The organism is Lactobacillus sp. Sy-1 (assembly GCF_019303535.1).
Taxonomy (GTDB): Bacteria; Bacillota; Bacilli; order Lactobacillales; family Lactobacillaceae; genus Nicoliella.
Genome location: NZ_JACCIU010000001.1, coordinates 122,938 through 148,905, shown reverse-complemented (window position 1 = coordinate 148,905; position 25,968 = coordinate 122,938). Strand labels below are relative to the sequence as shown.

General features: G+C 37.2%; 23 protein-coding genes and 1 pseudogene. 13 read left to right on the top strand and 11 right to left on the bottom strand.

Annotated features, from left to right (window positions below; translation table 11 throughout):
• Positions 1–795: an alpha/beta fold hydrolase gene (locus tag HZL42_RS00645; protein ID WP_219053802.1), complete on the bottom strand. Its 795-nt coding sequence runs from the start codon at positions 793–795 to the stop codon at positions 1–3.
• A 73-nt stretch (positions 796–868) separates the two neighbouring features.
• On the opposite strand from HZL42_RS00645, the gene HZL42_RS00640 reads away from it, so the two are divergent.
• Positions 869–1,882, top strand: coding sequence for an NAD(P)/FAD-dependent oxidoreductase (locus HZL42_RS00640; protein WP_255552507.1), 1,014 nt, complete (start codon positions 869–871; stop codon positions 1,880–1,882).
• Here the strand turns inward: HZL42_RS00640 and HZL42_RS00635 are convergent.
• Together HZL42_RS00635 and HZL42_RS00630 are read right to left on the bottom strand one after the other, a co-directional pair.
• Positions 1,879–2,625: a potassium channel family protein gene (locus HZL42_RS00635; protein WP_370629288.1), complete on the bottom strand. Its 747-nt coding sequence runs from the start codon at positions 2,623–2,625 to the stop codon at positions 1,879–1,881. The two genes, HZL42_RS00640 and HZL42_RS00635, sit on opposite strands and share 4 nt — an antisense overlap.
• A 56-nt stretch (positions 2,626–2,681) precedes the next feature.
• Positions 2,682–4,775: an LTA synthase family protein gene (locus HZL42_RS00630; RefSeq protein WP_219053801.1), complete on the bottom strand. Its 2,094-nt coding sequence runs from the start codon at positions 4,773–4,775 to the stop codon at positions 2,682–2,684.
• A gap of 223 nt (positions 4,776–4,998) precedes the next feature.
• Here HZL42_RS00630 and HZL42_RS00625 point away from each other — a divergent pair, with 223 nt between their 5' ends.
• Together HZL42_RS00625 and HZL42_RS00620 are read left to right on the top strand one after the other, a co-directional pair.
• A complete protein-coding gene (locus HZL42_RS00625) occupies positions 4,999–5,283 on the top strand; it encodes a hypothetical protein (protein WP_219053800.1) in 285 nt (94 codons plus the stop codon).
• Positions 5,284–5,319: 36 nt separating this feature from the next.
• Positions 5,320–5,973, top strand: coding sequence for a histidine phosphatase family protein (locus HZL42_RS00620; protein ID WP_219053799.1), 654 nt, complete (start codon positions 5,320–5,322; stop codon positions 5,971–5,973).
• An 84-nt stretch (positions 5,974–6,057) separates the two neighbouring features.
• Here the strand turns inward: HZL42_RS00620 and HZL42_RS00615 are convergent, their stop codons facing one another.
• Entirely contained in the window at positions 6,058–6,528 is a 471-nt protein-coding gene (locus HZL42_RS00615) for a C40 family peptidase (RefSeq protein WP_219053798.1), read from the bottom strand.
• A gap of 227 nt (positions 6,529–6,755) precedes the next feature.
• On the opposite strand from HZL42_RS00615, the gene HZL42_RS00610 reads away from it, so the two are divergent.
• Positions 6,756–7,220 (top strand): MerR family transcriptional regulator, encoded by a 465-nt coding sequence (locus HZL42_RS00610; RefSeq protein ID WP_370629267.1) that lies wholly within the window; start codon positions 6,756–6,758, stop codon positions 7,218–7,220.
• Positions 7,221–7,271: 51 nt separating this feature from the next.
• On the opposite strand, the gene HZL42_RS00605 is transcribed toward HZL42_RS00610, so the two are convergent.
• Positions 7,272–9,968, bottom strand: a complete 2,697-nt coding sequence (locus tag HZL42_RS00605) for an MMPL family transporter (protein WP_219053796.1) — start codon at positions 9,966–9,968, stop codon at positions 7,272–7,274.
• 26 nt (positions 9,969–9,994) lie between these two features.
• The gene (locus HZL42_RS00600; protein WP_219053795.1) at positions 9,995–10,888 is read right to left on the bottom strand and encodes a magnesium transporter CorA family protein; all 894 of its coding nucleotides are present in this window, start codon (positions 10,886–10,888) and stop codon (positions 9,995–9,997) included.
• A 190-nt stretch (positions 10,889–11,078) separates the two neighbouring features.
• Between HZL42_RS00600 and HZL42_RS00595 the strand changes: the two genes are divergently transcribed.
• The 4 genes from HZL42_RS00595 (at position 11,079) to nhaC (ending at position 14,651) form a co-directional block, all read left to right on the top strand.
• A complete protein-coding gene (locus tag HZL42_RS00595; protein ID WP_255552505.1) occupies positions 11,079–11,777 on the top strand; it encodes a glycoside hydrolase family 73 protein in 699 nt (232 codons plus the stop codon).
• 92 nt (positions 11,778–11,869) lie between these two features.
• On the top strand, positions 11,870–12,631 hold the full coding sequence (locus tag HZL42_RS00590; protein ID WP_219053794.1) for a TerC family protein: 762 nt from the start codon (positions 11,870–11,872) through the stop codon (positions 12,629–12,631).
• Positions 12,621–12,944, top strand: a complete 324-nt coding sequence (gene trxA / locus HZL42_RS00585) for a thioredoxin (protein ID WP_219053793.1) — start codon at positions 12,621–12,623, stop codon at positions 12,942–12,944. The genes HZL42_RS00590 and trxA overlap by 11 nt, the downstream gene beginning before the upstream one ends.
• A gap of 318 nt (positions 12,945–13,262) precedes the next feature.
• Complete coding sequence (gene nhaC / locus HZL42_RS00580; protein WP_219053792.1) at positions 13,263–14,651, top strand: Na+/H+ antiporter NhaC; 1,389 nt, start codon at positions 13,263–13,265, stop codon at positions 14,649–14,651.
• Positions 14,652–15,117: 466 nt separating this feature from the next.
• On the opposite strand, the gene HZL42_RS09055 is transcribed toward nhaC, so the two are convergent.
• On the bottom strand, positions 15,118–15,255 hold the full coding sequence (locus HZL42_RS09055) for a hypothetical protein (protein WP_370629266.1): 138 nt from the start codon (positions 15,253–15,255) through the stop codon (positions 15,118–15,120).
• Between HZL42_RS09055 and HZL42_RS00575 the strand changes: the two genes are divergently transcribed.
• Together HZL42_RS00575 and HZL42_RS00570 are read left to right on the top strand one after the other, a co-directional pair.
• The gene (locus HZL42_RS00575; RefSeq protein WP_370629287.1) at positions 15,254–15,817 is read left to right on the top strand and encodes a LysM domain-containing protein; all 564 of its coding nucleotides are present in this window, start codon (positions 15,254–15,256) and stop codon (positions 15,815–15,817) included. The genes HZL42_RS09055 and HZL42_RS00575 overlap by 2 nt on opposite strands.
• Before the next feature lie 143 nt (positions 15,818–15,960).
• The gene (locus tag HZL42_RS00570; protein ID WP_219053791.1) at positions 15,961–16,815 is read left to right on the top strand and encodes an SDR family oxidoreductase; all 855 of its coding nucleotides are present in this window, start codon (positions 15,961–15,963) and stop codon (positions 16,813–16,815) included.
• 598 nt (positions 16,816–17,413) lie between these two features.
• Here the strand turns inward: HZL42_RS00570 and HZL42_RS00565 are convergent.
• Positions 17,414–18,808 carry an aspartate aminotransferase family protein gene (locus HZL42_RS00565; protein WP_219053790.1) on the bottom strand — a complete coding sequence of 465 codons (1,395 nt, stop codon included), beginning with the start codon at positions 18,806–18,808 and terminating at the stop codon, positions 17,414–17,416.
• A 359-nt stretch (positions 18,809–19,167) separates the two neighbouring features.
• Here HZL42_RS00565 and HZL42_RS00560 point away from each other — a divergent pair, with 359 nt between their 5' ends.
• Together HZL42_RS00560 and HZL42_RS00555 are read left to right on the top strand one after the other, a co-directional pair.
• Positions 19,168–20,574, top strand: coding sequence for an APC family permease (locus tag HZL42_RS00560; protein WP_255552504.1), 1,407 nt, complete (start codon positions 19,168–19,170; stop codon positions 20,572–20,574).
• Positions 20,575–20,661: 87 nt separating this feature from the next.
• The gene (locus tag HZL42_RS00555; protein WP_219053789.1) at positions 20,662–21,054 is read left to right on the top strand and encodes a tautomerase family protein; all 393 of its coding nucleotides are present in this window, start codon (positions 20,662–20,664) and stop codon (positions 21,052–21,054) included.
• A gap of 304 nt (positions 21,055–21,358) precedes the next feature.
• Here HZL42_RS00555 and HZL42_RS00550 read toward each other — a convergent pair.
• A pseudogene (locus HZL42_RS00550) lies at positions 21,359–21,505 on the bottom strand (GMP reductase); the annotation flags it as partial.
• 133 nt (positions 21,506–21,638) lie between these two features.
• On the opposite strand from HZL42_RS00550, the gene HZL42_RS00545 reads away from it, so the two are divergent.
• Positions 21,639–23,573 carry an ABC transporter ATP-binding protein/permease gene (locus HZL42_RS00545; RefSeq protein WP_219053788.1) on the top strand — a complete coding sequence of 645 codons (1,935 nt, stop codon included), beginning with the start codon at positions 21,639–21,641 and terminating at the stop codon, positions 23,571–23,573.
• Between the two features lie 71 nt (positions 23,574–23,644).
• On the opposite strand, the gene HZL42_RS00540 is transcribed toward HZL42_RS00545, so the two are convergent.
• Together HZL42_RS00540 and HZL42_RS00535 are read right to left on the bottom strand one after the other, a co-directional pair.
• Entirely contained in the window at positions 23,645–24,604 is a 960-nt protein-coding gene (locus HZL42_RS00540; RefSeq protein WP_219053787.1) for a GMP reductase, read from the bottom strand.
• A gap of 44 nt (positions 24,605–24,648) precedes the next feature.
• Positions 24,649–25,944, bottom strand: coding sequence for an adenylosuccinate synthase (locus tag HZL42_RS00535; RefSeq protein ID WP_219053786.1), 1,296 nt, complete (start codon positions 25,942–25,944; stop codon positions 24,649–24,651).
• Positions 25,945–25,968: the final 24 nt, after the last annotated feature.

The window sequence follows — 25,968 nt, the reverse complement described above, 5'->3', positions numbered from 1 at the left end:
TTACTTTTTGAAGCCGAATAGGAATCCGGCAATGTGTTTATCAATGACTGGGTTTTCATGAAGCATTGAATGTTCTGCACTTAGTGGACTGCTTCGGTAAAGCCAGAACTGGTATGACTTAACATGTGGTTTTACCAATTCACCCATTGGTTTAACAATGTCAACAGCTTCTTCGGCGTCACTCTTTAAGTTCCAAATTTCCCCAGCGATATTTAAGACTTCAAGATCTTTTGGAAGATTTTGGGGACCACCCTTTGCGTATGGATCGTTAGTCGGATAGTCATTAGCAATGGACACGAACTTAGATACCTTGGGAACATCCTTTAGGTGGGGATGGTTAACCATGTAGTAATAAGCAATACTACCACCGGATGAATGACCAATTAGATTTACATGGGTGATATTATACTTTTGCTTCAGGTACTTCATCACGTTAACCATCTGGTTACTTTCCTTGTATGGATGGGTATTATCCTTAAATACTAATTGGACTAAGGGGTTATCACTTTCCACCTTCTTATATTGTTCGGCAGTGGAAACCACCCCGTTCTTTGAAATATTAATTTTCAGGGTTCGGCTAGCGATGTTGTGTTCACTATACTGTTGAATAAAATCATCGGTAGAAACCGCATTCCCAGCAAATCCAGGAATAAAGACGGTTGCGGTCCGGCTTTTATTAACTGAAACGTTGTTTAAAACGTTTCCCCGGAATTGCCAACTAACCGTAAAACAGAAAATAATTGCTTCAATAAAAAGGATAATTGAAATCCCAATGTGTTTTTTGCCAATACGCATGATAAACTTCCTTTACTTATATTAGGTTTCAAACCTATGTTAATATAATATTAACATGATATTATAAAACATTATGAAAGAAAAGGGTAATAATAAAATGCAAGATAATCTTTACGATATTACAATTATTGGTGGCGGACCGGTTGGGATGTTTGCTGGATTTTACGCTGGGTTGCGGAATTTAAAGGTCCAGTTGATTGAAAGCTTGCCAGAGCTAGGCGGACAGTTGAATGCAATCTATCCGGAAAAGACGATTTTAGACGTAGCTGGATTTACTGGGGTGACTGGCAAACAGCTGGTCGAAAAATTAGCGGATCAACTGGCGACCATGTCCGTTGACGTTAAAGCCGGTCAGGCCGTTGAGGGATTAGAAAAGGACGCTGATTCGTTTTTGATTAAGACCAACCAATCCACGACCCGTTCTAAAACGGTCTTAATCGCAACCGGGGGTGGTTCCTTTGAACCCCGGAAATTAGCGGTTCCTGAAATTGAACAATTTGAGAAGCAAAACGTTGTTTATAGCATTCAAAATTTAGCTGATTTTAAGGGCCAGACGGTAATTGTTGCTGGTGGGGGGAATTCAGCAGTTGATAACGCCCTGTTGTTAGAAAGCGTTGCTAAACAGGTTTACTTGATTCATCGGCGCAGTGAGTTTCGCGGAATGGAACACATGGTAGACACATTGAACCAATCCACCGTTAAGTTAGTGACTCCGTACCTAATTAAAAAAATATCCGCTCAGGATGATCAAGTGCTAGTCACTGCCAAAAAGATGCGGACAACAGACGATACAATTGATATCTTAGCGGATAAAATTTTAGTTAACTATGGGTTTATTTCGAGTAATAAAGTTTCAAAGGGCTGGGAGCTAGACTTAGACGAGTCCCACCACATGTTTAACGTAGACACGGAAATGGCTACCAGCGTTCCGGGAGTTTATGCAGTTGGTGATAGTGCCACCTACGAAGGAAAGGACACGTTAATCGCAACCGGCTTTGGGGAAGTTCCGTTAGCAATTAACCAGATTGCCAAACGGTTGTACCCAGACCGCCATGAACCAATTCACAGCACCTCAATTAAACGTTAATTACTTTTACGCTTCTTAGGTCGTTTCGGGTCCTTTGGAGCGTTTTTTTTCGCTTGGTCTAATTCCTGGCGCATAGAGTGGACTTCCTTATTTAATAGCTCTACTTGCTCCATTAACCGATCTAATTTATCAGACGTGCCCTCGTTCTCCGCATTATTCTTCGTGAAGAAGTCAGTGATTGAAGACGTCAATAAACCGATGAAGCCGACCCCACCAATCATTAAGACAGCAGCATCCAGGCGGCCCCCAGCGGTCTGGGGAGCAATATCCCCGTACCCAACGGTAGTGGCAGTAGTGATTGCCCACCACATTGCGGTTTTTAGTGGGTAGTGTTCGAAGTGTGAAAAGATTAGGGCGGCAATGATTAAGATGATGATACTAACTGAAAAAATGTAAATGAAACCAGTATCATAGATGAACTGGTGAATTTTTTTAGTGACCTTCCCATCCCAACCTAGGTGCCAGAAAATATGATAGCCCCTTATAATACGAATCACCCGATAAATCCGAAAAAATACAAAAACGGGATGGCCAGGAATCAGTGAAACGAGGTCTAAACAGGTTGAAATCAGAAACCGGCGTTTATTGTGACTAAAAATGAGGTTAATGATGTAGTCTAGGATAAAGGTAATCCAAACACCATAGTAAATAACCATTAACCAGCCCCGGTAGAGATAGATAATGTGCAAATAATCTAGAATTACCATCACAATTGAAGCGAGTGCTAAAATAACGATGGCGATATTATAGAATACTTGCCATTTCTGCTTGTTAGTTTTAGTAATGATAATTCACTTCCTTATTTATTTGCGTCCGGGTTGGTAACCTTTAAACGGTTCGAGTCGGTTGACTTATGACCAACTTCAGGAGCGTCGGTCTTGTAAAGATCAACAGTGGATTTGTCATGCCGCTTTGATAATAAACTGGTTGATTTTTTACCAAGGAGCTTTTCAATCTTTTGTGCTTTTTGCAGTCCATTAGCATAGTTATAGTCACTAGCATCAACGGTCTTGAATCCCTTTGGTTTGTAGAACCGCAGGAGGTTTTGCTCGTTTAATGTATCTGAAAGTGATAACTCTAAGGCCACCTTATCCTTAATCTTTTGAATCTTTTTAATTTGGGCCTTATTTAGTTTTGCAGGTTTACCAGTTTTATTATCGTAAATGGTCCCGCTAATTGAAGTGTATTCTGGATCAACCCAGTCCCGATTTCTAAATGCAACGACTTGGTCGTGCTTGCTGGAGAATAAATCGGTTCCAAATTGAACGAACGGCTTGGAATTAACCCCTAAGACATGCAATAGGGTAGGCAGAACGTCGATTTCACCACCGTACTTATGGCTAATGTACCCCTTTTTAGTTCCAGGAATATTTAACATGAACGGAACCCGCTGCATTTGGGCGTTATCGAAGTCATCCCAATTGGATGGGTCCTTGCTAACCACCTTAGCAAGATTTTGGTTCTCAGAATCAGAGATTCCGTAGTGATCACCATAGATCATAATAACGGATTTCTTTAGCAGGCCGGTTTTCTTCAGGTATGCGTAAAATTCCTTGATTGATTGGTCTAGGTAATGGGCGGTTTTAAAGTAGTTATCAACGATTGAGTCACCAGTATTAGTCGACTTGAAGTTATCGTCGTTATCTTCCGAATCCAAGGTGTACGGGAAGTGGTTGGTAACCGTAATGTATTTTACATAGAACGGTTGTTGTAGGTTTTGAAGGTACTTAACCGAATCCCTGAACAATAACTTATCCTTGAGTCCGTAACCGGTTGATTTATCACCAGAAACGTCATAATAACTAGCATCAAAGAAGTATTGATAGCCCATGTTTTTGTAGGTGTTATTCCGGTTCCAGAAACTAGCAACGTTTCCATGGAAGACCGCACTGGTGTAGTTACCATTTTGTTTTAGGATTGCTGGGGCTGCTTGGAACGTGTTATCACTACCTAGTTGGGCAAAAAGTGATCCTTGGGGAAGCCCGTAGGTACTAGTTTCTAACATGTTTTCAGCATCGGAAGTCTTTCCTTGCCCCACCTGATGAAAGAAATTATCAAATGAAAAGGTAGACTTACTATGGTAAATTTTATTTAAAAATGGAGTCACTTCTTTACCATTTATTTTCTTATCAATTAGGAATTGTTGAAAACTTTCTAGATGAATAACGATTACATTACGGCCCTTCCCAATCCCCTTAATTTTAGGGTTAGCAGGTGCATAATGGTTACGGGTAAACTTGAGGACCGTTTTTAATTCCGACTTAGTAGCCATGGCCCGTAAGTCTTTAGTGTGTTGGGACTTAGCAGCATCGTAGCCCGTAAAAGCATCGATTCCTAAGTATTTAACAATGTAAGTTCGATCAAAGGTCCTGGTAATTAACTGGGGCCGATCCATTTCACCCAATGTTAAGTTAAAGGCGAATAGTAATACCCCCACTGAAGTGATTGTAAACCCAACCCGTGGACGAAGGGGGCGATTATCAATCTTGATGACCCGAATTGCGATTAGAATTACCACCATGACGATATCAATCCAATAGATAAAATCGTGACCATTAGTAAGGGCTAGGGAACTGCCACTAAGCCCTTGATTAACCTTAGAATAACCAGTCATTGTACTAATTGTCATAAAATCGGTAAACTCACGAAAATAGATTACATTTAAGTACAATAACAGGGTGTTTAAAATATCTAGAATAATAATTAACGGGTAAAAAATCCGAGAACGTTTAAAGTATAGTGCAATTCCGAAAATTAGCACGGTAGTAGCCAGTGGATTGAGCAATGCAATGAACATCTCAAAGCCACCAGTGATTCCGAGTTGAAAGTCTGCAAAGTATGCAACGAGGGTTTTAATCCAGAATAAAGTAACAAGGAGCCAAAAAAGGCCCATTCTGGTATTAACTTTAGAAATTAAATTTTTGAGAAGTGACAAGACGAAGTCTCCTTTTGCTTATAACTTATTTAATATTATCAAAATATTTGCTAAATAGCATGATTTGCTTACGAAATATTAAAAAAATTAATCTAATCAGTGCGTAAGACACAAGATATTGTTATAATAAGAAGAGATTATCCTATATATAGAAACGAATTGATAAAAAGGAGGGTTATTTGTGGATTTAGCTAAATCAATTACTAATGCTAAGCTAAAAGTGGTTCAAAACGATGGCACTGTAATTGAATTTCATCCCGAACAATTACGGACTACGTTAAGTGAATTCACCGATAACCCTGAAGTGATTAGACGTTCCGAAATGCTGATTTTTGCTCAATTACTATCTTACACTGAAATTAAGCAATTCGACTTAAAATGTATCGTTTATCGAACCCTTCGACAGCTTAGATACTCCAAGGTTGCAAATCAATATTATCGAAAGAAACTTGCTCATGAATTATAATTAAGTGGTTGTTATAATTCATGGGGAGATGAGAAAATGGCTTTTACTGTGTATATTGTCCGGCATGGGCAGACCTACTACAATATTTATAATAAGCTTCAGGGGTGGAGTAATTCACCGTTAACTCAAAAGGGAATTGACGGTGCTAAGCAGACCGCTGAAAAGTTATCGAATGTTAAGTTTAAGGCTGCATACTGTAGTGATACCACTCGGGCTGAGCAAACGGCTAGCATCATTCTATCCGCTAATCAGGTTTCAGACCCTAAACTTACCGTTTCACCTTTTTTTCGCGAGGAATTTTACGGCTACTTTGAGGGAACGGACATGAATCAAGCCTGGTATCTGGCTGGGGCGCCGCATGGCAAGCCAACCTTTAAGGACATCGTCGAAAGTGACTCAATCGGAACCGCCAAGGACTACCTTAAGGAAGCCGATCCATTCCACCAGGCTGAAAATAATGAAGAGTATTGGAAGCGTCTTGATCAAGGCTTAGACCTAATCAAGGGAAATAGTAGGATTAAAGATGGTGATAACGTTTTAATGATTAGTCATGGGAATACCGTTCTAAGCATCGTAGAACGATTTGGACGTGGTAAATATGACGTTACCGAACGGCCAGCGAATGGCAGTATTACGAAACTAACCATTGATGATGATAATGCAGAGATTACCGCTTATAATGTTCAATAAAAATAAAAATGGCGTAACGATTGATAAATAATCGTTACGCCATTTTATGTATCTATCATAGTAATAACTATAGATAAGTTATAATTAGTCACCAACCCGTGCGGCACCAACAAGGTTCCACCATGATGAGTAGATGCTTTCTTTGATCACACCACGATTTTGGGCGTCAATCATCTTACCACTACCAATGTACATACCGACATGGGTAATACTTCTAGAACTGGAACCAAAGAACACTAAGTCGCCCTTCTTAAGGCTTGAAACTGAAACTTTTTTGTTAGAATTATATTGTGCTTGAGCGGTTCTTTGTAAGTTAACCCCTAAAGCTTGCTTGTAAACGTACTTAGTAAATCCTGAACAATCAAATGATGAAGGACCATTAGCACCCCAAACGTATCTAGCATTCATGTGAGTGTCAGCTTCGTCAATTAATGATGAAGCTTCGTCACTAGTGGCAGCATGGGCAGGCTTAATGTTAGTTAGTGAAGCTCCTGCTGTAAATAGGGTAAATGTAGTTGCGATGCTAACGAATACTTTCTTCAAACGATTATTCATGATTGGTTAAATTCCTTTCGATATCTTGTTTTTTTATTATTATTGTTTTATTTATTTTTTAATTTCTCAAATCAACAGTTATAAGAGTACCAATTTTATGTTACAGAAATATAACACGGTCGTTTCAAGTCGGTTAAATCATATAACAGGCTTGTAATTTAAGTGGTAATTATAAATGTGGTTCTATTTTAACCAGAGTATGATAAAGTATTGTTATATATATTTGAATGGAGAGAATGCGTATGAGTGGGAATCATAAATTTTTCAGTCCCATTGATATCCATAAGCTAATATTTAGAATTGGTGAAGTGAGTAAAATTTGTAATGTTTCGCCACGTCAATTACGTTATTGGGATCAAAAGGGGTTTATCAAGTCCAGTCGCCATGACGAAAGTAGTTCCCGTGTTTATGACTTTATCAACCTAGTTAGAATTGGACTGATTAAGTCGTATCTTGACCAGGGATACACGTTAAAGGCAGCTGTTGAACATACTGATAATAAGCAGGAAACGATGCGTAATATTCACCGTTTTTTGGACCATACCGTTTATGGGGTTAAAAATACTAACGGGCACACAATGATTAACTTGGGCTACTTTGATAAAGAGAAGACAAGCTATCTCTATGGTTACTTAGATGATAATAATGATACTGTATATAAAGTGGTCCCAGTTGATAAAAAACTAGACTAAAAAAAGGAGCTGATATTTTTAAAATATCAGTTCCTTTTTAGTTGCTTAAATTTAATTATCATGACGGGCTGGAAGTTGTTCAGCCAGCTTGCTAAATGCAATTGCCAAAATTGGGAAGACGAGGTTAAAGATAATGATTCCATATGAAATGATTATTCCTGATTGCTTCACAACTTGACCGGTAGAGCTAAATAAAACTAGTCCGAAAACAAGCGTAAATCCAATGAAGTAACGAATGATCATTCCTAGATCATTAAAGGTTGCACCGAGGAATTCGAAGAACGGCAGCTCCCGTTTACGATAATTGATGGCAATGATGATGATTTCACTAATTGTGACCATGCCTAATGCAATCATGCTGATGATAATGGTTTCCCAACTAAATTGTTCAATTCCCATCGCATAGTGGGTGGTTAAATTAGTTAATTGGAAGCTAGCTAGTAAACTAAGAGCAAGACTTCCGACCCAGTAAATTGGGTGTAAAATCGAACGGCTAATAATGAAGATTACTAAGATTGCAAATAGGGCAATTAATGCAAGGCTAATTAGGCCGTACTTTACAAAGTTAGTTTGTAAATCATTTTGTTGGGCTGGTTGACCGGCAATCGCTACCGTTGAGTTTTGTAAGGCGGTCCCGCGCAGCATCACATTAGCAGTGTTTTGAAGATCCTTAATTGTTTTACTAGTCTGCTTAGCATCGTTTGGATCCGACTGTAAAACAACGGTCAACTTAGTCGTTTTATTATTGGCACTATTGTAGTTATATAGTGATTGTTGGAAATCAGTATCCGCTAATTGAGTTGGCGTAATGTAATAGACGGCTCCGACGCTACTCTTAGCAAGGCCATCCAAGTAGTCGTAAATCGAATTTAATTTCTGATTAACGGCGGTTGTAGCAGAACTAATGTTGCTAAAAATGGTTTTAGCTTCTTGAAGTTGCGATGCGTATTTGCTTAACTTAGTTGAAATGCTATCTGATGAACTTGCAATTTGTTGTCCCTTTGCTTGAATGGAGCTAAGGCTATCCGAAGCATTGGAAATGGTTCGGTTTAATTCATTAACTTGGTTTTGATATTCCCGAAGATTTCTAGAAGTGGTTCTACGGTTAGCGATATTAGAACGGGATGCCGTTCCAGAAAGTTGACTGGATAGTTGACTATTTTCGGCCAGAAGTTCACTAGCAGCGGACTTTAATTGGCTAACGGTACTAATTTCTGAATCTAATCCATTTGGATCAATTTCTTGTTGCCCCTTATTAGCCTGCTTAATCGTTTGGGTTAGGCTTACCTGAGCCTGGTCGATCTTCTTAGTGATGCTGTTCAACTGACTTTGAACATAGTACTTATTAACCGGAACCCCACTAGGTTGGGTAACCGAGTAGACGGCATTAACGTTATCAACTGACTTAAGCTTAGTAGTTAATGCGTCAATTTTTTCGAGGTTATCCTGTTGATTAAGTGGTTCATCATTATGAATATAGATGGTAATTGGAGCAGCCTTACCCTGACTAAAGTGGGCCTGCAGAATGCGCGCCCCAATCATAGCTTGGTCATTACTGCTGGCATCATCAAGATTGCCGTATGTTACGTTATCCCGATATGAGTATGCAAATGGTCCCACTAAATAACCAACCAATATAATGCCAACCACTGGTTGCCATAAGGATAACCGGGTTAGTTGATGCCATAGTCGGTGTCGTTCCACATGGAGGGGGTTATGGCGTGGCCAGATAATTTCTGGACCCATTAAACTAGTGAAAATGGGATTAATTGTAAATACTGCCACCAATAAAATTAAGAACACGATTGAAAGTGATGCAAGGGCCTTTAATGGATAAAATGGAACGAAATAAAGGCCAGCAAAACTAACGGCGAGCACTAAACTAATGGTAATGATGGGATATGCGACCCTTCGCAGACCACTAGAAGTAGCGTTGAAGGAATCCCGGTGGGTTGCTACTTCCTCACTAACCGCTCTGATGATCATAAAGTTAAAGATGCTTCCAAGGACCACCGTAATCAAGGTTACTAGGAGGGGGGTTAATTCTGAGAATGCGAAGTTTTTAGCAATCGTCAGGTTCCCGATTAAACTGAGTGCGGTCAATTCAGTAATTAATAGCGTAACTGCAGAAATGATGGGAGCAACGATCGATCTAAAGAATAGTGCCATCAGTACAATGGCAACGATAAATGCAATCATCATAATCTGTTTCGAGGTGTTAGCAAATTTTTGTGAATTTTCATTTGCAATTAGGGCAGGATTAGTGACGTATGTATTTAATCCTGAGACATTGACCTGTTCTTGAAGCTTATTAATGGCTGAATTGGAAGTTAAGTAGCCCTTATCAACCGTTACTTTGACGACTTGAGTAGTCTGATCATTAGAAAAGAACTGTAATTTACCATTGGGGTTGTTGTTAATGGAACTAATTTGTTTGATGCCCAAGGTCCGGTTGTTCTGTAACTTTCTGATTACTTTATTAATTTGAGACTGCTGTTGGTTGCCAATCTTACCGTTCGGATTATTGTAAACAACATCAAAGGTAGTTGAATTGGAGATTCCACGCCCCCATGATTTTTGGAGGGCCTCAGCCTTAATTACCTGTGATGATTGACTATATTGGGGTTGTCCATATTCGGTAATTAAATTACTTACATTGGGTAGTTTGGTTAGTGCAAAAAAGACTGCCACTAGCCATAGAACAATCACAATTAACCAATTTTTGTTAATTCTTTTTAGTAATTGCATTTAAAAGACTCCTTTATTACTAGGTTTTATGAAAAATGTTTATGGTATAAGATCCAAATTAGGATACAGATAATGATTGAAATCAAAATCGAAATGATCCAACCAATTGGTGAACTTGCAAACGGTAATCTAACGTTCATTCCGTAAAACGCAAACACGATATTTGGAACTGATAAAATTAACGAAAAAATTGTTAGAAACTTCATTGTCGAGTTTAGATTACTATCCAGCAAATTGGAATATGCATCTGCAACCTCACGGGTAACGCTACTGGATACTTGTGCCATCGATAGTCCCTGATTAACTTCGATGATGATATCCTCTAGTCGATCTCCTTGAAAATCAGTCAGCTTTCCTTTGAAAATTCGCTGCATCACTGAAAGCATTTCTTGGTTAGATGTGAGTGCGGTTAAAAAATAAACTGTTTTGGTCTGTAACCCCAACAACTGATTAATTGAATCCCGATTAGCCTGATGGGTTAAGTGCGATTGGATACTAGTCCGCTCACGATTGGCACTATTAATGTAGTCAAAAAATTTAACGGTAACCTGGAGCATGGTTTCCAATATTAAATCGAAAATGAAACTAGGATCCTTAATGCTTGGATTATTGAGAATGTTTTCAATCATTGGAACAACATATTTAGTTCGTTTCCTGGTAAACGTAAATAACATGTGATCACTAATCAACAGTCCAATTGGTTCAACACTAATGTCCCCCTTGAACTTAGGCTCAATTGGTGAATCATAAATAAATAAGCGGTAGTTACTTTCAGTATCTATTTCTACCCGTGGTCTTTCATGAATATCCATTGCGTAGTCTAAAATATCACGACGAATTTCATAGGTGTCGCGTAGAATTGCACGATCTTTTTCATCTGGATTTTCAACCTTCACCCAATTGAATTTGTTATTGACCATTTGAGTTGTTATCAAGATAATCTTTCCTTTATATTGTAATTATCTATTATTATAGATTATCGAACTGTGGTTTTGGTGTTAAATTCATAAAAAAGTTGAAAAAACCTAAAATTTTGTTTTAGTTTTGCAGATTTATTACTATAATAAAAGTTATCGTTTAAAAAAGCACGACTGATAGAGGGGAAAATAATTGAATAATAGAAAGCAACCTAAAAAAAATGATAAAAAAATAAGCATACCACCAACATCAAAAGAAACAAAAAAGAAGGGGCATGGCCATTGGATTGCCATTTTGATCATTATTGTGGTATTAGCAGTGCTTGCCTTTGGATTTACAATTCGAAAGATTAGCAACCGTTTAGAAAACTCACAACAACAATCACAATCAAGCACCTCTCTGACTTCCGAAGAAATTCAACAAATTAAGCAAAGACGAGCATTTGTGAAGCAAGTTGCTAATTCATCCATTAAGGTGTATCAAAATGATTTCCATGTGCTCCCAAGTATTGTAATTGCGCAGGCAATTTTAGAATCTGACTGGGGGAACTCCAAGCTATACCAAGTTGCAAAGAATCCTTTTGGAATCAAGGGAACCTATAACGGACAGTCAGTTTCCTATGACACGACTGAGTATGTGAATGGGAAGAAGGTTACCGTAGTGGGGCAATTTAGAAAATATCCTAACCTAGAAGCAGCGATTAAGGACCATGATAAATCCATCAAAACCCACTTTATTAAAGAAGATAACGTTACTAGTTACGTAAAAGCTGCTAATCTATTGCAAAAGAATGTTTATGCTACTGATCCGCAGTATGCAAATAAGCTAATTAAAGTAATTAAGCAGTATAACCTCAGTCGTTATGATCTACAGGCGTTGAATAATAATTAAACAATTAGACTAGAAATCGCTTGATAGTTTATATTATAATTAAGTTGTGTTAGATTTAATTTGAATAACGTTATTTATTGAAGGGAAGATCAATGCTGGAAATATTATCTAAAATGTACGGGCCGTTTTTTGATCCCCATAACTGGACTTCAGTTATTACTTCGGGGAGCGACTGGCTAGTTATACTTTCGTTGGTTTTAATTGAGTGCTTATTATCAGTTGATAATGCAGTGGTTTTGGCAGCTCAGACGCAGTCACTCCCCACTAAGAAACTCCAGGAGGAATCATTGTTTTACGGAATTTGGGGATCTTACATCTTTAGGTTCTTGGTGATTGGGTTAGGGACATTTTTAATTCACCTCTGGGAAATTAAGGTGATTGGTAGTTTGTACCTGCTATACCTCGTATATAAGCACTTCTTTAGTCGGGGGAGTAAGAAGAAAAAGGTTGAAAAACCACGTTCTACTGATCCTAAAAACCACCGAAAGCTGTTTTGGATGGTTGTGATTCAAATTGAAATGATGGACATTGTCTTTTCAGTTGATTCAGTGTTAGCATCCCTTGCGATTTCTCCCAACCCGGTGATTGTTTTAATTGGTGGGATGATTGGAATTCTATCCATGCGGGGAGTGGCTGAAATAATTATGTTATTAATGAAGAAAATTCCAGAATTAAAATCAATGGCGTACGTATTGATTGGAATCATTGCAGTGAAACTCTTTATTTCAATCCCGGCAATTGATATTGAATTGCCACCGCTGTTATTTAGTGGAATTGTGCTAGTGACCGTAATGATTACGATGCTGATTCATTTTATGAGAAAGAAACGGGGGATTAGTTCTAATGATAACTAAGGTTACTCGTGAGAACTTAGCAGACTTTACCGCCGCACCGTTGACCATTATTGATTTCTGGGCCCCTTGGTGTGGGCCATGTAAAATTATGGATCGGATTATCCGGAACTTAGCCGAAGAGTATGGTGATCAGGTTCAATTCGGGAAGTTTAATGTTGACGACAATCAAGATATTGCCGAAAAATACAAGGTTTTCAGCATTCCTAGTTTAGTCGTCTTTCGGTCTGGAAAGGGCGTTGAGAAGGTATCTGGAATTTTCCCGGAGCCTAAGCTAGCTGAATTTATCGAACAAAAAATTGCAGAAACCAATTAAGAATTAAATTGACATCTAGTTTAAGAAATGCTAATATTTTTAATAAATCAATTAAGAATAATGTAAGTTCCACTTAAGTAGAGCGGTATCTGGGTGTCAGGAAGTCGGTGGTTGCTGCGAACCGATCAGGATATTGAATTCGAAATACCGGAACGTTTTAATTAATCGGAATTTAGACCCGTTACCATCTAAAGAGTGAATAGCGATTTAACTATGGCTATTAAGTCGGGTGGTACCACGGTATAAAAGTCGTCCCAATTACAGTTATTTGTAATTGGGGCTTTTTGTTTGCTTAGTTTTAAGAAGGGATTTGTGATTATGGAAAAGAAACGACCAAAAATTAGCTTAAAAGAGGGGATTGCAGTTTTAATTGTTTTATTAGCAATTATGGCTGCTGGAATTATTGGGCTTAAAATCAGTCCAGAAGTGCCAATTTTAATGGGTATCATGCTATTAATTTTTTGGGCCAAGTTAAGAGGATTCTCGTGGGATGATATTCACGAAAGTTTCATGATTGGGATTAAAAATGGAATCGTTCCATTATTTATCTTCCTATTGATTGGTTCACTGATTGGGGTTTGGATTGCTACTGGAATTATCCCGAGCTTGATGGTCTTTGGATTCAAGTTGATTAGTATCCGTTGGTTTTTACCATCAGTATTTGTTGTGTGTGCGTTAGTCGGATCAATCATTGGAAGTGCGTTTACCATCATCTCCACACTGGGGATTGCGTTTATGGGCATTGGGCTTACGATGGGAATTAACCCGGCGATGGTTGCTGGAGCGGTTCTTTCCGGAGCTGTTTTCGGTGACAAGTCTTCCCCACTATCAGCAACTAATAACCTCTCCGCTGCCGTTGCTGATGCTGATTTAATTACGCATATTAAAAACATTATGTGGTCGACTTTACCAGCTAGTATCGTTGCTTTTATCCTGTACGCATTTATGAGTCATGGGGATGGTCACGCTAATTTGGATCGCATTCAAGGCACTGTAATGACTTTACATGATAATTTCACCATCTCAGCATGGGCTGCGGTTCCAGTGTTACTACTATTCATTTGTTCTTGGTCTAAGATTCCTACGATTCCAACTCTGTTTATTAATATTGTAGTTTCTTCAATTATTGGACTAATCCAAAATCCACAGTTGAATTTAGTGAAGCTAAATAACGTAATTCAAAGTGGGTACGTAGCACATACTCGCAATCCTCAAGTTGACGTACTGTTAACTAGAGGGGGAATTGCTGGAATGATGGGGACAATGTCATTAATCTTCGTTGCCCTTGCCCTGGGGGGGATTTTAATGCACTTAGGGATTGTGGATGCGGTAATCAAACCACTAACTGACAAACTAAAGACCGATGGTAATTTGATTACGACTGTAATTGCTACTTGTATTGGGGTTAACATCTTTATTGGTGAACAATACCTTTCAATTATTTTGCCAGCAAATGCCTTTAAGAAGACTTTCGCTGAAAATAACCTAGCACCAGTTGCATTGAGTCGAGCTCTCGAAGATGGGGGGACCGTTATTAACTACCTGATTCCTTGGGGGGTTGCTGGAGCATTTGCTACTAATGCATTAGGGGTTCCTACCATTCACTATCTACCATTTGTGTTCGTTAGTTTACTATCACCTGTATTTTCCATTATTTCAGCTTACACGGGAATTGGAATTAAACATTTAAAACCAGTTCAAAAATAAAAAAATCGGTCCATGCTGTTTTGCAGTATGAACCGATTTTTAAATTGAGGGGATGGTTTAATAAAATTAATGAACACCATACGGTTTATTACCCATTAAGATTGAACAATCCAGCTGGTTGTTTTAACATTCTTTACACAAAATATACAATTTTAGGGATGGATAATTAATTAAAAACTGATTAAATAAGCATTCTAATAAAAATAATCTAGAGAAATATTACAAAATATGCAGAAATGCACCCTTAAAATGTATATTTTGCGTCGATTTATAATCAGCAATAGCGCCTTTAAATCAACGAATTATTACAAAACTATTACAATGTTACAAAAACAGTGGGTTTATTTAACACTCACGATATTTATGTGTAATAACATCTAGGTAGAATACTCACAGTTAATCAAATTAGATTAGCTGTTTTCATGCAAACGATCTAGAAAACGATATCAAGGAAACGATATCCAGATTATGTTTTATATACAGAAGGAGAGATTTTTATCTTACGGAATAAGAATTTAAAGAGAATTTTAGCTTCAACTACTGTTGCTGCCGGATTATTTGTTGCTGGTGTTAGTACAACCCATGCTGATGCATCTACTAACATTACTGTTAAGACAGGTGATACCCTTTGGGGAATCGCACGTCAATACAACGTTGATTTAGTATCATTGGAAAGTGCAAATAACCTAACTGATAATTCAATTATCTACGTTGGACAAAGATTAGTATTACCTGATAACGGTAACGCTACTAACACTACTGCAAATGCTACTGCATCTGCAACCACTGCTACTACTCCACAAACTAGTGCTGTTGCTCAACCAAGTGCAAGCAGCAACTACCAATCAAACGTTGCTACTAGCTCATACAACAACACTACTGCTGCAACTACTAGCACTAATACTGCTACTACCACTACAGCAACTACTACTACGACTTCAGGTGACGATTCTTCTGCTAAGGCATGGATCGCGAACCGTGAATCAGGTGGTTCATACACTGCTACTAATGGTCAATACGTTGGTAAGTACCAATTATCTTCATCATACCTTAACGGTGACTACTCAGCTGCTAACCAAGAAAAGGTTGCTGACTCATACGTAGCTTCACGTTACGGTTCATGGGCTGCTGCTAAGTCATTCTGGCAAAGCCACGGTTGGTACTAAGATTTAGGACCAATCTCGAAATTTAAATTAATTGTGAACGTCGGACTGCGGTCCGGCGTTTTTTTTGATTAAAATACTTGTAAGCTTACAAATAGTAAGTTAAAATGACAGTATTAATTAAATTTACTAAGGAGCCATTAAATATGAAATATGGAATTACCGCTGCGACCGGGCATTTCGGTCAAGCTGCATTTAAATCACTATCGAAGTTAGTACCCGCATCAGACATTGTTGCATTAGCTAGAAATGTTGATAAAGCTAAGGATTTTTTCCCTGCTGGAACTGAGGTTCGGCCAGCAGACTATACCAAGCCAGATCAACTAGCTGAATCATTTAATGGAATCGACAAGTTACTATTTGTTTCTTCTCAACCGGGTCCCGGGATGCCTCGTGATGAACAGCACCATAACGTTGTTAATGCTGCTAAGCAGGCTGGCGTCCAATTTGTCGCCTACACTAGTTTTCCAGATGCTGACCATGCGCAATCATTCTTAGCTGCTGATCACAAGAAAACTGAGCAGTGGTTAAAAGAATCCGGTGTTAATCATGCGTTCTTACGTAATAACTGGTATTTGCAGAATGACTTGGCAACAATTCAAATGGCCCTTAAAACCGGCAATTTCCCTTATTCTGCTGAAGATGGTAAGGTTGGTTGGACCCGTGAAGAAAACTACGCTGCAGGGGCTGCAAAGGTATTAACCCTAGCTGATCCAAAGGAAGTTTATGAATTTGGTGGCAAGCCAATTTCTTACCCCCAATTAATTGATTTCTTGACTGACGGTACGGGACAAGAAATTGCACCAGTGCCATTAACTGATGACGTTTACAAGCAAGAATTATTAAAGGCCGGGCTAGACGAACAAACTGTCGGATTTGTAATTGGGGTTCAAGACCTCATTAAAGCTGGCGAATTAGATGTTCCATCTAATGACTTAAATGATGTTTTAGACGGTAATTTAGAAGCACTACCAGAAGGCATCGCAAAATTATTGAAATAATTGGGCTTAACTAAAGAGCCAAAAACGTCCCGCTTAAAAATGAACGGGGCGCTTTTTAATATCTACAGTTATGAAATTAATTTGTTTTTAATCTCACTTTATGATCAATTTAAACGTTCATTTAATATTAGTAATCTGGGAGGAATAATATGAAGAGCCTAATCATTTACTTTATTATCGGCGTTATCGATGCTTTATCTCTGATGCTATTTGATAGAATCGGATTATCAACCACAGTTTCATTTACACTCGTCATTATTGAAAGTGTAATCATGGGGTTGGCAATTAAATCTATAAAGAGCAGGCAAAAGAGTAAGTAAATAATGGTAGGCGAATTAATCAAACTGTCCTTTAACAATAAGAAAAATAAGGATTTAGTTATTAAATTGTGAATCTTCATGATTTTATGAAAAAGTTGTTTTGGGGTCAGGTTATTAAATAGATGTGATTAACAATTGATTCCGCATTATATAACTTAGATTCATTAATTCATATTGGCATTTAAAATAACTTACTATAATAAATCCGCTCCGTTTCACAGCAAAAAAGGTAGCACTGAAAAATATTAATCAGTGCTACCTTTTAATTTACACATTAATTATTTTAATTCGTCCAATGATTCTTTAATAGAAGCATCTAAAATATCCATCCCAGCATTTAATTGATCTTCAGTTACTACCAATGGACATAGGAAACGAATAACATTACTTTTAACTCCAGCCATTTCAATTACTAATCCCTTTGAAACAGCTTTTTGAATGACTTTCGAAACTAATTCTGGATATGGTTCCTTACTGTCACGATCTTTAACAAATTCTAATCCGACCATGCTACCAATTCCACGAACATCACCAATTTCTTCATACTTGTCTTGAAGTGATAAGAATCCGTCTTTGGCTAACTTGCCGATTTTTAATGCTCTATCAGCTAGATTTTCTTTTTCGATAATATCCATAACTTGTAAGCCAGAGGCACAAGCTAGTGCATTACCACCAAATGTACCACCAATTCCACCTACAATTACATCTTTTACTTTATCCATAATATCAGTACCAGCTGTTACTCCAGATAACGGAACTCCAGCTGCAATTGACTTAGCCATTGCAATGATATCAGGAGCACAGCCATTTTCTTTCCAATAATTAGATACAAATAGACGTCCAGAGCGAGCAAATCCAGTTTGGACTTCATCTGCAATCAACATGATGCCATGTTCGTCACAAATTTTACGAAGGGCTTTTACATATTCAAATGGTGCTGGAATAAAGCCACCTTCACCTTGAATGGGTTCCATAACAAACGCAGCAACTTGGTTAGCGGGCACTCCTTGTTCAAAAATGTATTGAATATTGTCTAAATAGTATTGAATGCTTTCTTCTTTAGAATATCCTTTTGGTGCACGATATAAATATGGGAATGCAGCACGATAAACGCCACCCATTGCTGGTTCGATTCCAGCAGAGAATGTTTTCTTAGCGGTTAAGGTTGATGTTAAAGCGGTTCTACCATGAAAGGCTCCTGAAAAGGCAATGATGTTGCTTCTGCCTGTATATGCTTTGGCAATTTTAACCGCATTTTCAATAGCTTCAGCTCCAGAGTTAACAAACATTGTTTTATTAACACCTTGTTTAGTTGGAGCTACAGCATTGATTCTTTCAGCTAAATCAATATACCCCTTGTGTGTGCTGATATTAGCCATGCTGTGGAAGAAATTATTAGCTTGTTCTTTAACTGCTTCCACTACTTTAGGTTGGCTGTATCCAACGTTCATAACTCCAACACCACCAACCCAATCAACAAATCGGTTGCCATCAACGTCTTCAATCATAGCACCTTGCCCACGTTTGATAACTAATGGGTAATTACATAGAACGGCCGATGGAACATTTTTAGCACGGCGATCTAAGATTTCCTTTGCTTTGGGTCCTGGAAAAACATCAGTTACGCTAGGAAGTGAATCTCTTAAACTTGTTACGTTTGCAATTTCTGGCATAAGGCAACACACCTTTCATTTAGAGGGTTAATATTCATCAACAATAAATTTTTATTCATCAAATTGCTAAATTAAGAATTTGAATTAATAAGAATATTACCACGAAAAAAATTAAAAGCAAGATATAAATTATAAAACGATTAAAATTTAATAATAAAAAGATTGCAATTAGCTAATTTTAATAATATAATTCTCAAAATAAATGAATTATAGCTATTCTAAATAGTTATTGTTCGTGTTTATGTAAATATTGTTTTATTGAAAAGTTGGTGGATCAACAATGCACTAATAGAATAAAAATTCAATATATTGTGCATTATTGATTATAGTACTTGATAATGAAAAAGAGGTGCTTTTTTATGAATGAGAAAGTTAGTTCTGGTGAAGTTATTCAAACAACTTATGTAGATGAAAATGAAGAGTCAAATTTAAAGCCGAATTCACTATCCTTCTTTGAGGTGATAGGGGAATCAATTGCGAATATTGCACCGACTGCAACTCCAGTAATGAACATTGCAGTAGTTTTTGCGCTAGCTGGTAATAGTACTTGGATTGCCTATCTGTTTGCAACCATTGCGTGTATCTTATTAGCTAGCCAAATTAATGTTTTTTCGAAACGATATGCAACGTCTGGAAGTATCTATACTTACGTTAATAAAAGTATTGGTAGAAGATCAGGCTTTGTAGCGGGATCAAGCATCTTTTTCGCATATATCACAACTGCCGTTTCAATGCTTGGTGGTTTTGCTATCTATCTTCATAACTTATTAGCTTATTTAAATATCTCAGTTCCATACTATCTTCTTGCCACGATTGGTATCATAAGTGTTTGGTTTATGGCCCAACGTGGGGTTGAACTTTCAACTAGAGCGATGATGGTTCTTGAAATGACCTCAGTATCCTTAATCTCAATCTTAGCTTTTATAATCCTATATACACATCATTTTAATATCAATCCTAATAACGTTGATTTTACACATGTTTCAATGGGGAATGTAACTTCCGGACTTGTATTAGCATTCTTTGGTTTTGTTGGGTTTGAAGGAGCAGCTTCAATGGGTAAGGAAGCCAAAAAACCACTCAAAAACGTACCGCTCGCAGTCATGATTAGCCCAATCCTTGCCGGGATTTTCTTTGTTATCATGTCAATGGTAATGATAATGGGCTTCAATGGCAGTGGGCATAATTTAGGGGCCTCTACTAACCCACTCTCATTCTTATCAGAAGCAAATCATGTTGGTTTCTTTGGGTACTGCATTACTTTAGGTGCAACGATTAGTTTTTGGTCTGGAAGCGTTGGTATCATTACAGCCGGATCTAGAATTATGATGCGGATGGGGAATGAACACTATCTTCCTAAAATCGTTACTAAGGTTAATGAAACTAAAAGGACCCCAACGATTGCAATTGGAATTCTAAGTGTATTGATTGGTTCTTTGATTGTTGGATTCTCAGCTTTCACTCAGATTAGCGATGCATATGATTGGTTCAGTACGATTGCTGTTTGGGGATTCTTAGTACCATATTTGATGGTAACTATTAGTGCTCCTATTTTTCTCCATAAGATAAAAGAGCTCAGATTAAAAGACATTGTATTATCATTTATTACTGGTGTTTTACTTATAATTCCAATCGTTGGTAGCGTTTACCCTCAGCCACAGGGAATTGCTAAAATCTTCCCATACATTTTTGTTGGATGGATCATTATTACTTCTATTATTGGTGAATATCGTTATAAGAAAGATAAATTAAAATCTACCAATTAATTTAAGAGTCTGTGAAGGGATGTGGTAAACAATCAACTTTCTAATAGTTTCTTTATACTTTAAATAAATTGAAAAGGATTTGATAATATGCCACTTATGAGAATTGATGTTATTAAAGGTCATGACGAAAAATATTTACAATCACTATTAGATACATCTTATCAAGTTTTACTAAACACTTTTGGGGTTCCAGAAGGAGATCGTTATCAGATTATTACCCAGCATGAGCCATTTGAAATGAACATTCTGGATGCAGGTCTAGGAATTCAAAGAAGCAAAGACGTTGTTGTATTCCAAATTACTACTAGATATCGAAATGTAACTCAAAAACGAGCATTCTACGAACAACTAGCAAATGGGTTAAAATTAAAAATTGGTTTAGATCCTAAGGATTTAATGATAAGCCTATCCACGAATGGTGATTCAGATTGGAGCTTTGGTTATGGGAAAGCACAATTTATCGATGGTCCTCTCCATTAAACTATTAAATTAACTACTCCATCATCATTTTTTGTATATTTGGATCATTCAAAAATCATAATTAATGCTAAACTAATAATAGCTTTTAAAATAAATCATAAATTTAATAAACAATAAAAAGTACGCTGCATACCGTTAGATTTTGTCTAATAATTATAGGATTACTTTTTTACGACTAAATATTACTCATAGGATCCAACTTTGGATAAAATCTTTAATATCAATTTCAATAATGTAATTTGCCTCATCTATAAAAAAATAGCCCCAACAACGCCATTCAGCGTTATTGGGGCTATTTTATATTTTAATCGTCTGAGTCTAAAACAACGTAGTTTACAGTCTTGATGGCAGAAATATCCTTACCACCAGCATATGAAATTGATGATTGTAAATCTTCTTGCATTTAGCGAGGGGGATCCTTAATACCGCCTCGGTATGGGATTAGCATTTTAAGAAGATAAAAATTTTTTTAATAATTTATGATTATCTTTTTACTAATTATGAAAATTTATTTGATTAATAATATATTTTGATATACTATACTATATTGAATATACTATTAACTGTTTAAGGGGTTTTTAATTGTGGACATTTTAGAACTGAATGACATACATAAGTCTTATTATATAAATGATAAAGAATTTAAAGTTCTTAAGGGAATTGATATATCATTTAACCAAGGTGAATTTGTTTCGCTACTTGGTGAATCAGGTGGTGGAAAGTCGACTTTAATGAACATTGTTGGTGGCTTAGATAGTAATTATCAAGGAGATGTTTTATTAAACGGGAGTTCCTTAAAACATGATACAGATAAACAATTAGATGAATATCGTCGTAAGACAATTGGGTTTATATTTCAAAACTTTAACTTAATTGGACATATGACAATTTTGGATAATGTACGTGTGGCTTTGGAAATGAGCAATTTATCACATGCTGAACAAAACAAACGATCAGAAGGGCTATTAAAACGAGTTGGATTAGGTGAACATATCCATAAGCATCCAAACCAATTATCTGGTGGTCAAAAGCAACGGGTTGCGATTGCTCGAGCATTAGCATCTGAACCAGACATAATCATTGCTGATGAACCAACAGGTGCTTTAGATGCACAAAACACGGATGAAATACTTAAGCTACTAGATGAAATCGCTTCAGAAGGTAAGTTAGTAATTACGGTTACTCACTCTGATAAAGTTGCGGCTTATGGAACCCGAGTAGTTCACATGGCTAATGGTAAAATAGATAGCGATAAGCAATTACGTGAACCGTATAAAACTGAGCCATCTAGTGGAATGAGTCTACGTCCATTAAGAATGTATCAGGCGTTTTTAATGGCATTTCAACAAATGATGTACAATATTAAAAGAAATTCATTAGTTATGATTGGATCGTCCATAGGTCTTTTCAGTGTAATTATTATGTTGGGGTTAGGTAGTGGAATTAAGGGATATATTAATGAACAAATATATTCTCAAGTAAATCCTAATTCTGTTCAAGTTCTAAATGGTGATCCAGATAATACTACTGATATTCTAAAGTATGATATGTCTAGCAAGGATATTGATAAAGTTAAAAGTGTTAAGGGTGTTAAATCAGTTGAAAAAGGTGCAATGGAGTTATCGGTACAACTTAACTACAATAAAAAAACTTCAGTAGCGCAAGACTTTAATACTTATAACTCAACATTGCTGGATAAAAATATTTCAAAAGGTAAGAAACCTAACAAGTTAAATACAATTATGCTATCTGAAGGTGTTGCTAAAAAATTAAATAGCAGAACTAAAGATTTAATCGGTAAAAAAATCAGAATGACCTTTACTGCAATTGGAAATGACGGAAAACAAGTTCCAATGAGTAAGGAATTAACGGTTAGTGGGATTTCTAATATTGATTATTCTTTAATATCAACTAGCTACGATACACTTAAGAAAATATATAGTAGTAATAATCAAAAAATTAAGACTAATTTTATTACTGTTAATATTTCAGGAGGAGTATCTAATGTTAAAGCTACTCAGAAAAGGATTGAAGATTTAAAAAATTCAAATGGTAAAAAGAATTTTACAGTTACTGGAGCAAATGCTGAAGTTTCTACTTTAAATACATACGTTAATCTTGCAGTTAATGTATTAGCTTCAATTTCCGGAATTTCACTATTGGTATCTGCAATTATGATTATTGTAGTTTTATCAATAAGTGTGTCTGAAAGAACTAAAGAGATTGGGATTCTAAGAGCTCTTGGTGTCACTAAGGGAAACATTAGAGAATTATTTTTCAGTGAGGCTATATTGCTTGGATTATGTTCATCACTATTTTCAATTATCATTGCTGGATTGTTAGAATTTTTAATTAATAATATTTCAAACCAAGCAATTAAATATCCAATTATACAGATATCACCTCTAAATATCGTATTTATTATTTTTGTTTCTCTATTTATTAATATTCTTGCTGCAATTATCCCATCAGAACGTGCAAGTAAACTAGATCCAGTTGATAGTCTGTCAGCAGAATAGCTTTTTATGAAATATGTATTCAAAAAGAGCCCCAACAACGCCATTTAGCGTTGATGGGGCTCTTTTATATTTTAATCATCTGAATCTAAAACCACGTAGTTTACAGTCTTGATGGCAGAAATATCCTTACCACCAGCATATGAAATTGATGATTGTAAGTCTTCTTGCATTTCGCGAAGGGTATCCTTAATGTTACCCCGGTATGGGATTAACATTTGACGACCTTCCACGTTCTTGTATTCACCCTTTTGAGTGTCAGAAGCAGAACCCCAGTATTGCTTGTATTGCTTACCATCAATGGTAATAACACTACCAGGTGATTGTTCGTGCCCTGCAAAGAGGGAACCAATCATGGTCATCGTAGCACCAAAACGAATTGACTTTGCAATGTCACCGTTGGTTCTCAAACCACCATCAGCAATGATTGGCTTTCTAGCAGCCTTGGAACACCATTTGAGGGCGGCTAATTGCCAACCACCAGTTCCAAAACCGGTCTTAAGCTTAGTGATACAAGCCTTACCAGGTCCGATTCCAATCTTAGTGGCATCGGCACCGGCGTTTTCAATTTCACGAACGGCATCCGGAGTTCCCAAGTTACCAGCAATCAAGAAGCTGGCTGGGATTTTTTCCTTAATGTACTTGATCATCTTAATTACAAAATCAGAGTGACCATGTGCAACGTCGATGGTGATGTATTCTGGCGTTAAGCCTTCGTTAACTAGTTCGTCGATAAAGTCGTATTCGCTATCCTTAATTCCAACACTAATGGATGCGAATAGTCCCTTTGATTGCATGTCTTTGATGAAATCAACCCGCTTTTCAGGTTGAAATCTGTGCATTACGTAGAAGTAGTCGTTAGATGCTAACCATTCTGCTAATTCTTCGTTAATTACAGTTTGCATGTTGGCAGGCACTACCGGCAATTTAAACGTCTTAGGACCAAATTTAACGGTCGTATCGGCATCGTGCCGGCTTTTAATAATACATTTACTAGGGATTAATTGGATGTCTTCATAGTCAAATACTCTCATTTGAACGCCTCCATAATTCTAAAAAACAATAGGAACAATAATTATTACTTGTCAGCAGTATCCCATGCATTGATCATGATGTTGGTAGCATCACGGTCGGGACCAACGGCAAAAGTATCAAGTTTGATGCCAACAAGTTCGCTAACCCGCTTTAGATAATTCTGTGCATTTACTGGGAGTTCATCAACCGTCTTACACTTGGTGATATCTTCGTCCCATCCAGGAAGTTCTTCGTACACTGGCTCACAGCGTTCGAGAACGGAATTATTAGCAGGGTAGTTTTCAATCACTTCACCGTCAACCTTGTATTTGGTAGCAATTTTAACGGTCTTTAGTCCTGAGAGCACGTCTAAACAGTTTAAGGAAAGGTAAGTCAATCCAGAAACCCGCTTAGCATGTCTCAAAACAACGGCATCTAACCAGCCAATTCGGCGGGGCCGTTTAGTAACGACACCATATTCATGAGCGATATCACGAATCCGATCAGCCACTTCATCATGAAGTTCAGTTGGGAATGGACCATCCCCAACTCGGGAAGTGTATGCTTTACAAACCCCGATGACTTCGTTGATCCGACTAGGACCCACACCAGCACCAACTGCGGCACCACCGGCAATTGGATTAGAGGATGTAACAAATGGGTAAGTCCCATGATCGACATCTAACATTACCCCTTGAGCACCTTCGAATAAAACATGCTTGCCTTCGTCTAAGGCATCGTTGATTAATAGTGAAGTATCAACAACGTATTTCTTAATTTTTTGACCATATTCGTAGTATTCATCAAAGATATCATCGAATTGCAATGGTTCTTCTTCAAATAGCTTGGTCAATAATTGGTTTTTAATCTTAAGGGCTTGGTGTAATTTTTCAGCAAAAGTATCCTTATCAATTAAGTCCGCAACTCTAATTCCAATTCGTTCGACCTTGTCCATGTAGGCAGGGCCGATTCCCTTGTTAGTAGTTCCAATTTTTTCATCCTTAAGCTTTTCTTGTAAGCCGTCGAATAAAATATGATAAGGCATAATTACATGACTTCTACTGGAGATGCGGAGGTTGTCAGTATCAATTCCATTATCATTAAGATATTTCAATTCATTAAGTAGTGACTTAGGGTTAACAACAACCCCATTTCCAATCACACTTAACTTATCATTGAAAAAGATTCCAGAAGGAATTAAGGAAAGATGCAATTCTTTTCCATCGATAACGATTGTGTGACCAGCATTGTCACCACCAGAGTAGCGAACAATCATGTCTGCACGCTGACTTAAAAAGTCAGTGATTTTTCCCTTTCCTTCGTCTCCCCATTGGCTTCCAACGATAACAATTGATGACATATAAACACCTCGTAGAATTTATTG

What these genes read in the sequence shown, in the direction of transcription:
- HZL42_RS00645 (WP_219053802.1), bottom strand. Translation starts at nt 795, where the DNA reads ATGCGTATTGGCAAAAAACACATTGGGATTTCAATTATCCTTTTTATT.
- HZL42_RS00640 (WP_255552507.1), top strand. Translation starts at nt 869, where the DNA reads ATGAAAGAAAAGGGTAATAATAAAATGCAAGATAATCTTTACGATATT.
- HZL42_RS00630 (WP_219053801.1), bottom strand. Translation starts at nt 4,775, where the DNA reads ATGGGCCTTTTTTGGCTCCTTGTTACTTTATTCTGGATTAAAACCCTC.
- HZL42_RS00620 (WP_219053799.1), top strand. Translation starts at nt 5,320, where the DNA reads ATGGCTTTTACTGTGTATATTGTCCGGCATGGGCAGACCTACTACAAT.
- HZL42_RS00615 (WP_219053798.1), bottom strand. Translation starts at nt 6,528, where the DNA reads ATGAATAATCGTTTGAAGAAAGTATTCGTTAGCATCGCAACTACATTT.
- HZL42_RS00610 (WP_370629267.1), top strand. Translation starts at nt 6,756, where the DNA reads ATGGAGAGAATGCGTATGAGTGGGAATCATAAATTTTTCAGTCCCATT.
- HZL42_RS00605 (WP_219053796.1), bottom strand. Translation starts at nt 9,968, where the DNA reads ATGCAATTACTAAAAAGAATTAACAAAAATTGGTTAATTGTGATTGTT.
- HZL42_RS00600 (WP_219053795.1), bottom strand. Translation starts at nt 10,888, where the DNA reads ATGGTCAATAACAAATTCAATTGGGTGAAGGTTGAAAATCCAGATGAA.
- HZL42_RS00590 (WP_219053794.1), top strand. Translation starts at nt 11,870, where the DNA reads ATGCTGGAAATATTATCTAAAATGTACGGGCCGTTTTTTGATCCCCAT.
- trxA (WP_219053793.1), top strand. Translation starts at nt 12,621, where the DNA reads ATGATAACTAAGGTTACTCGTGAGAACTTAGCAGACTTTACCGCCGCA.
- nhaC (WP_219053792.1), top strand. Translation starts at nt 13,263, where the DNA reads ATGGAAAAGAAACGACCAAAAATTAGCTTAAAAGAGGGGATTGCAGTT.
- HZL42_RS09055 (WP_370629266.1), bottom strand. Translation starts at nt 15,255, where the DNA reads ATGTTAGTAGATGCATCAGCATGGGTTGTACTAACACCAGCAACAAAT.
- HZL42_RS00570 (WP_219053791.1), top strand. Translation starts at nt 15,961, where the DNA reads ATGAAATATGGAATTACCGCTGCGACCGGGCATTTCGGTCAAGCTGCA.
- HZL42_RS00565 (WP_219053790.1), bottom strand. Translation starts at nt 18,808, where the DNA reads ATGCCAGAAATTGCAAACGTAACAAGTTTAAGAGATTCACTTCCTAGC.
- HZL42_RS00560 (WP_255552504.1), top strand. Translation starts at nt 19,168, where the DNA reads ATGAATGAGAAAGTTAGTTCTGGTGAAGTTATTCAAACAACTTATGTA.
- HZL42_RS00555 (WP_219053789.1), top strand. Translation starts at nt 20,662, where the DNA reads ATGCCACTTATGAGAATTGATGTTATTAAAGGTCATGACGAAAAATAT.
- HZL42_RS00540 (WP_219053787.1), bottom strand. Translation starts at nt 24,604, where the DNA reads ATGAGAGTATTTGACTATGAAGACATCCAATTAATCCCTAGTAAATGT.
- HZL42_RS00535 (WP_219053786.1), bottom strand. Translation starts at nt 25,944, where the DNA reads ATGTCATCAATTGTTATCGTTGGAAGCCAATGGGGAGACGAAGGAAAG.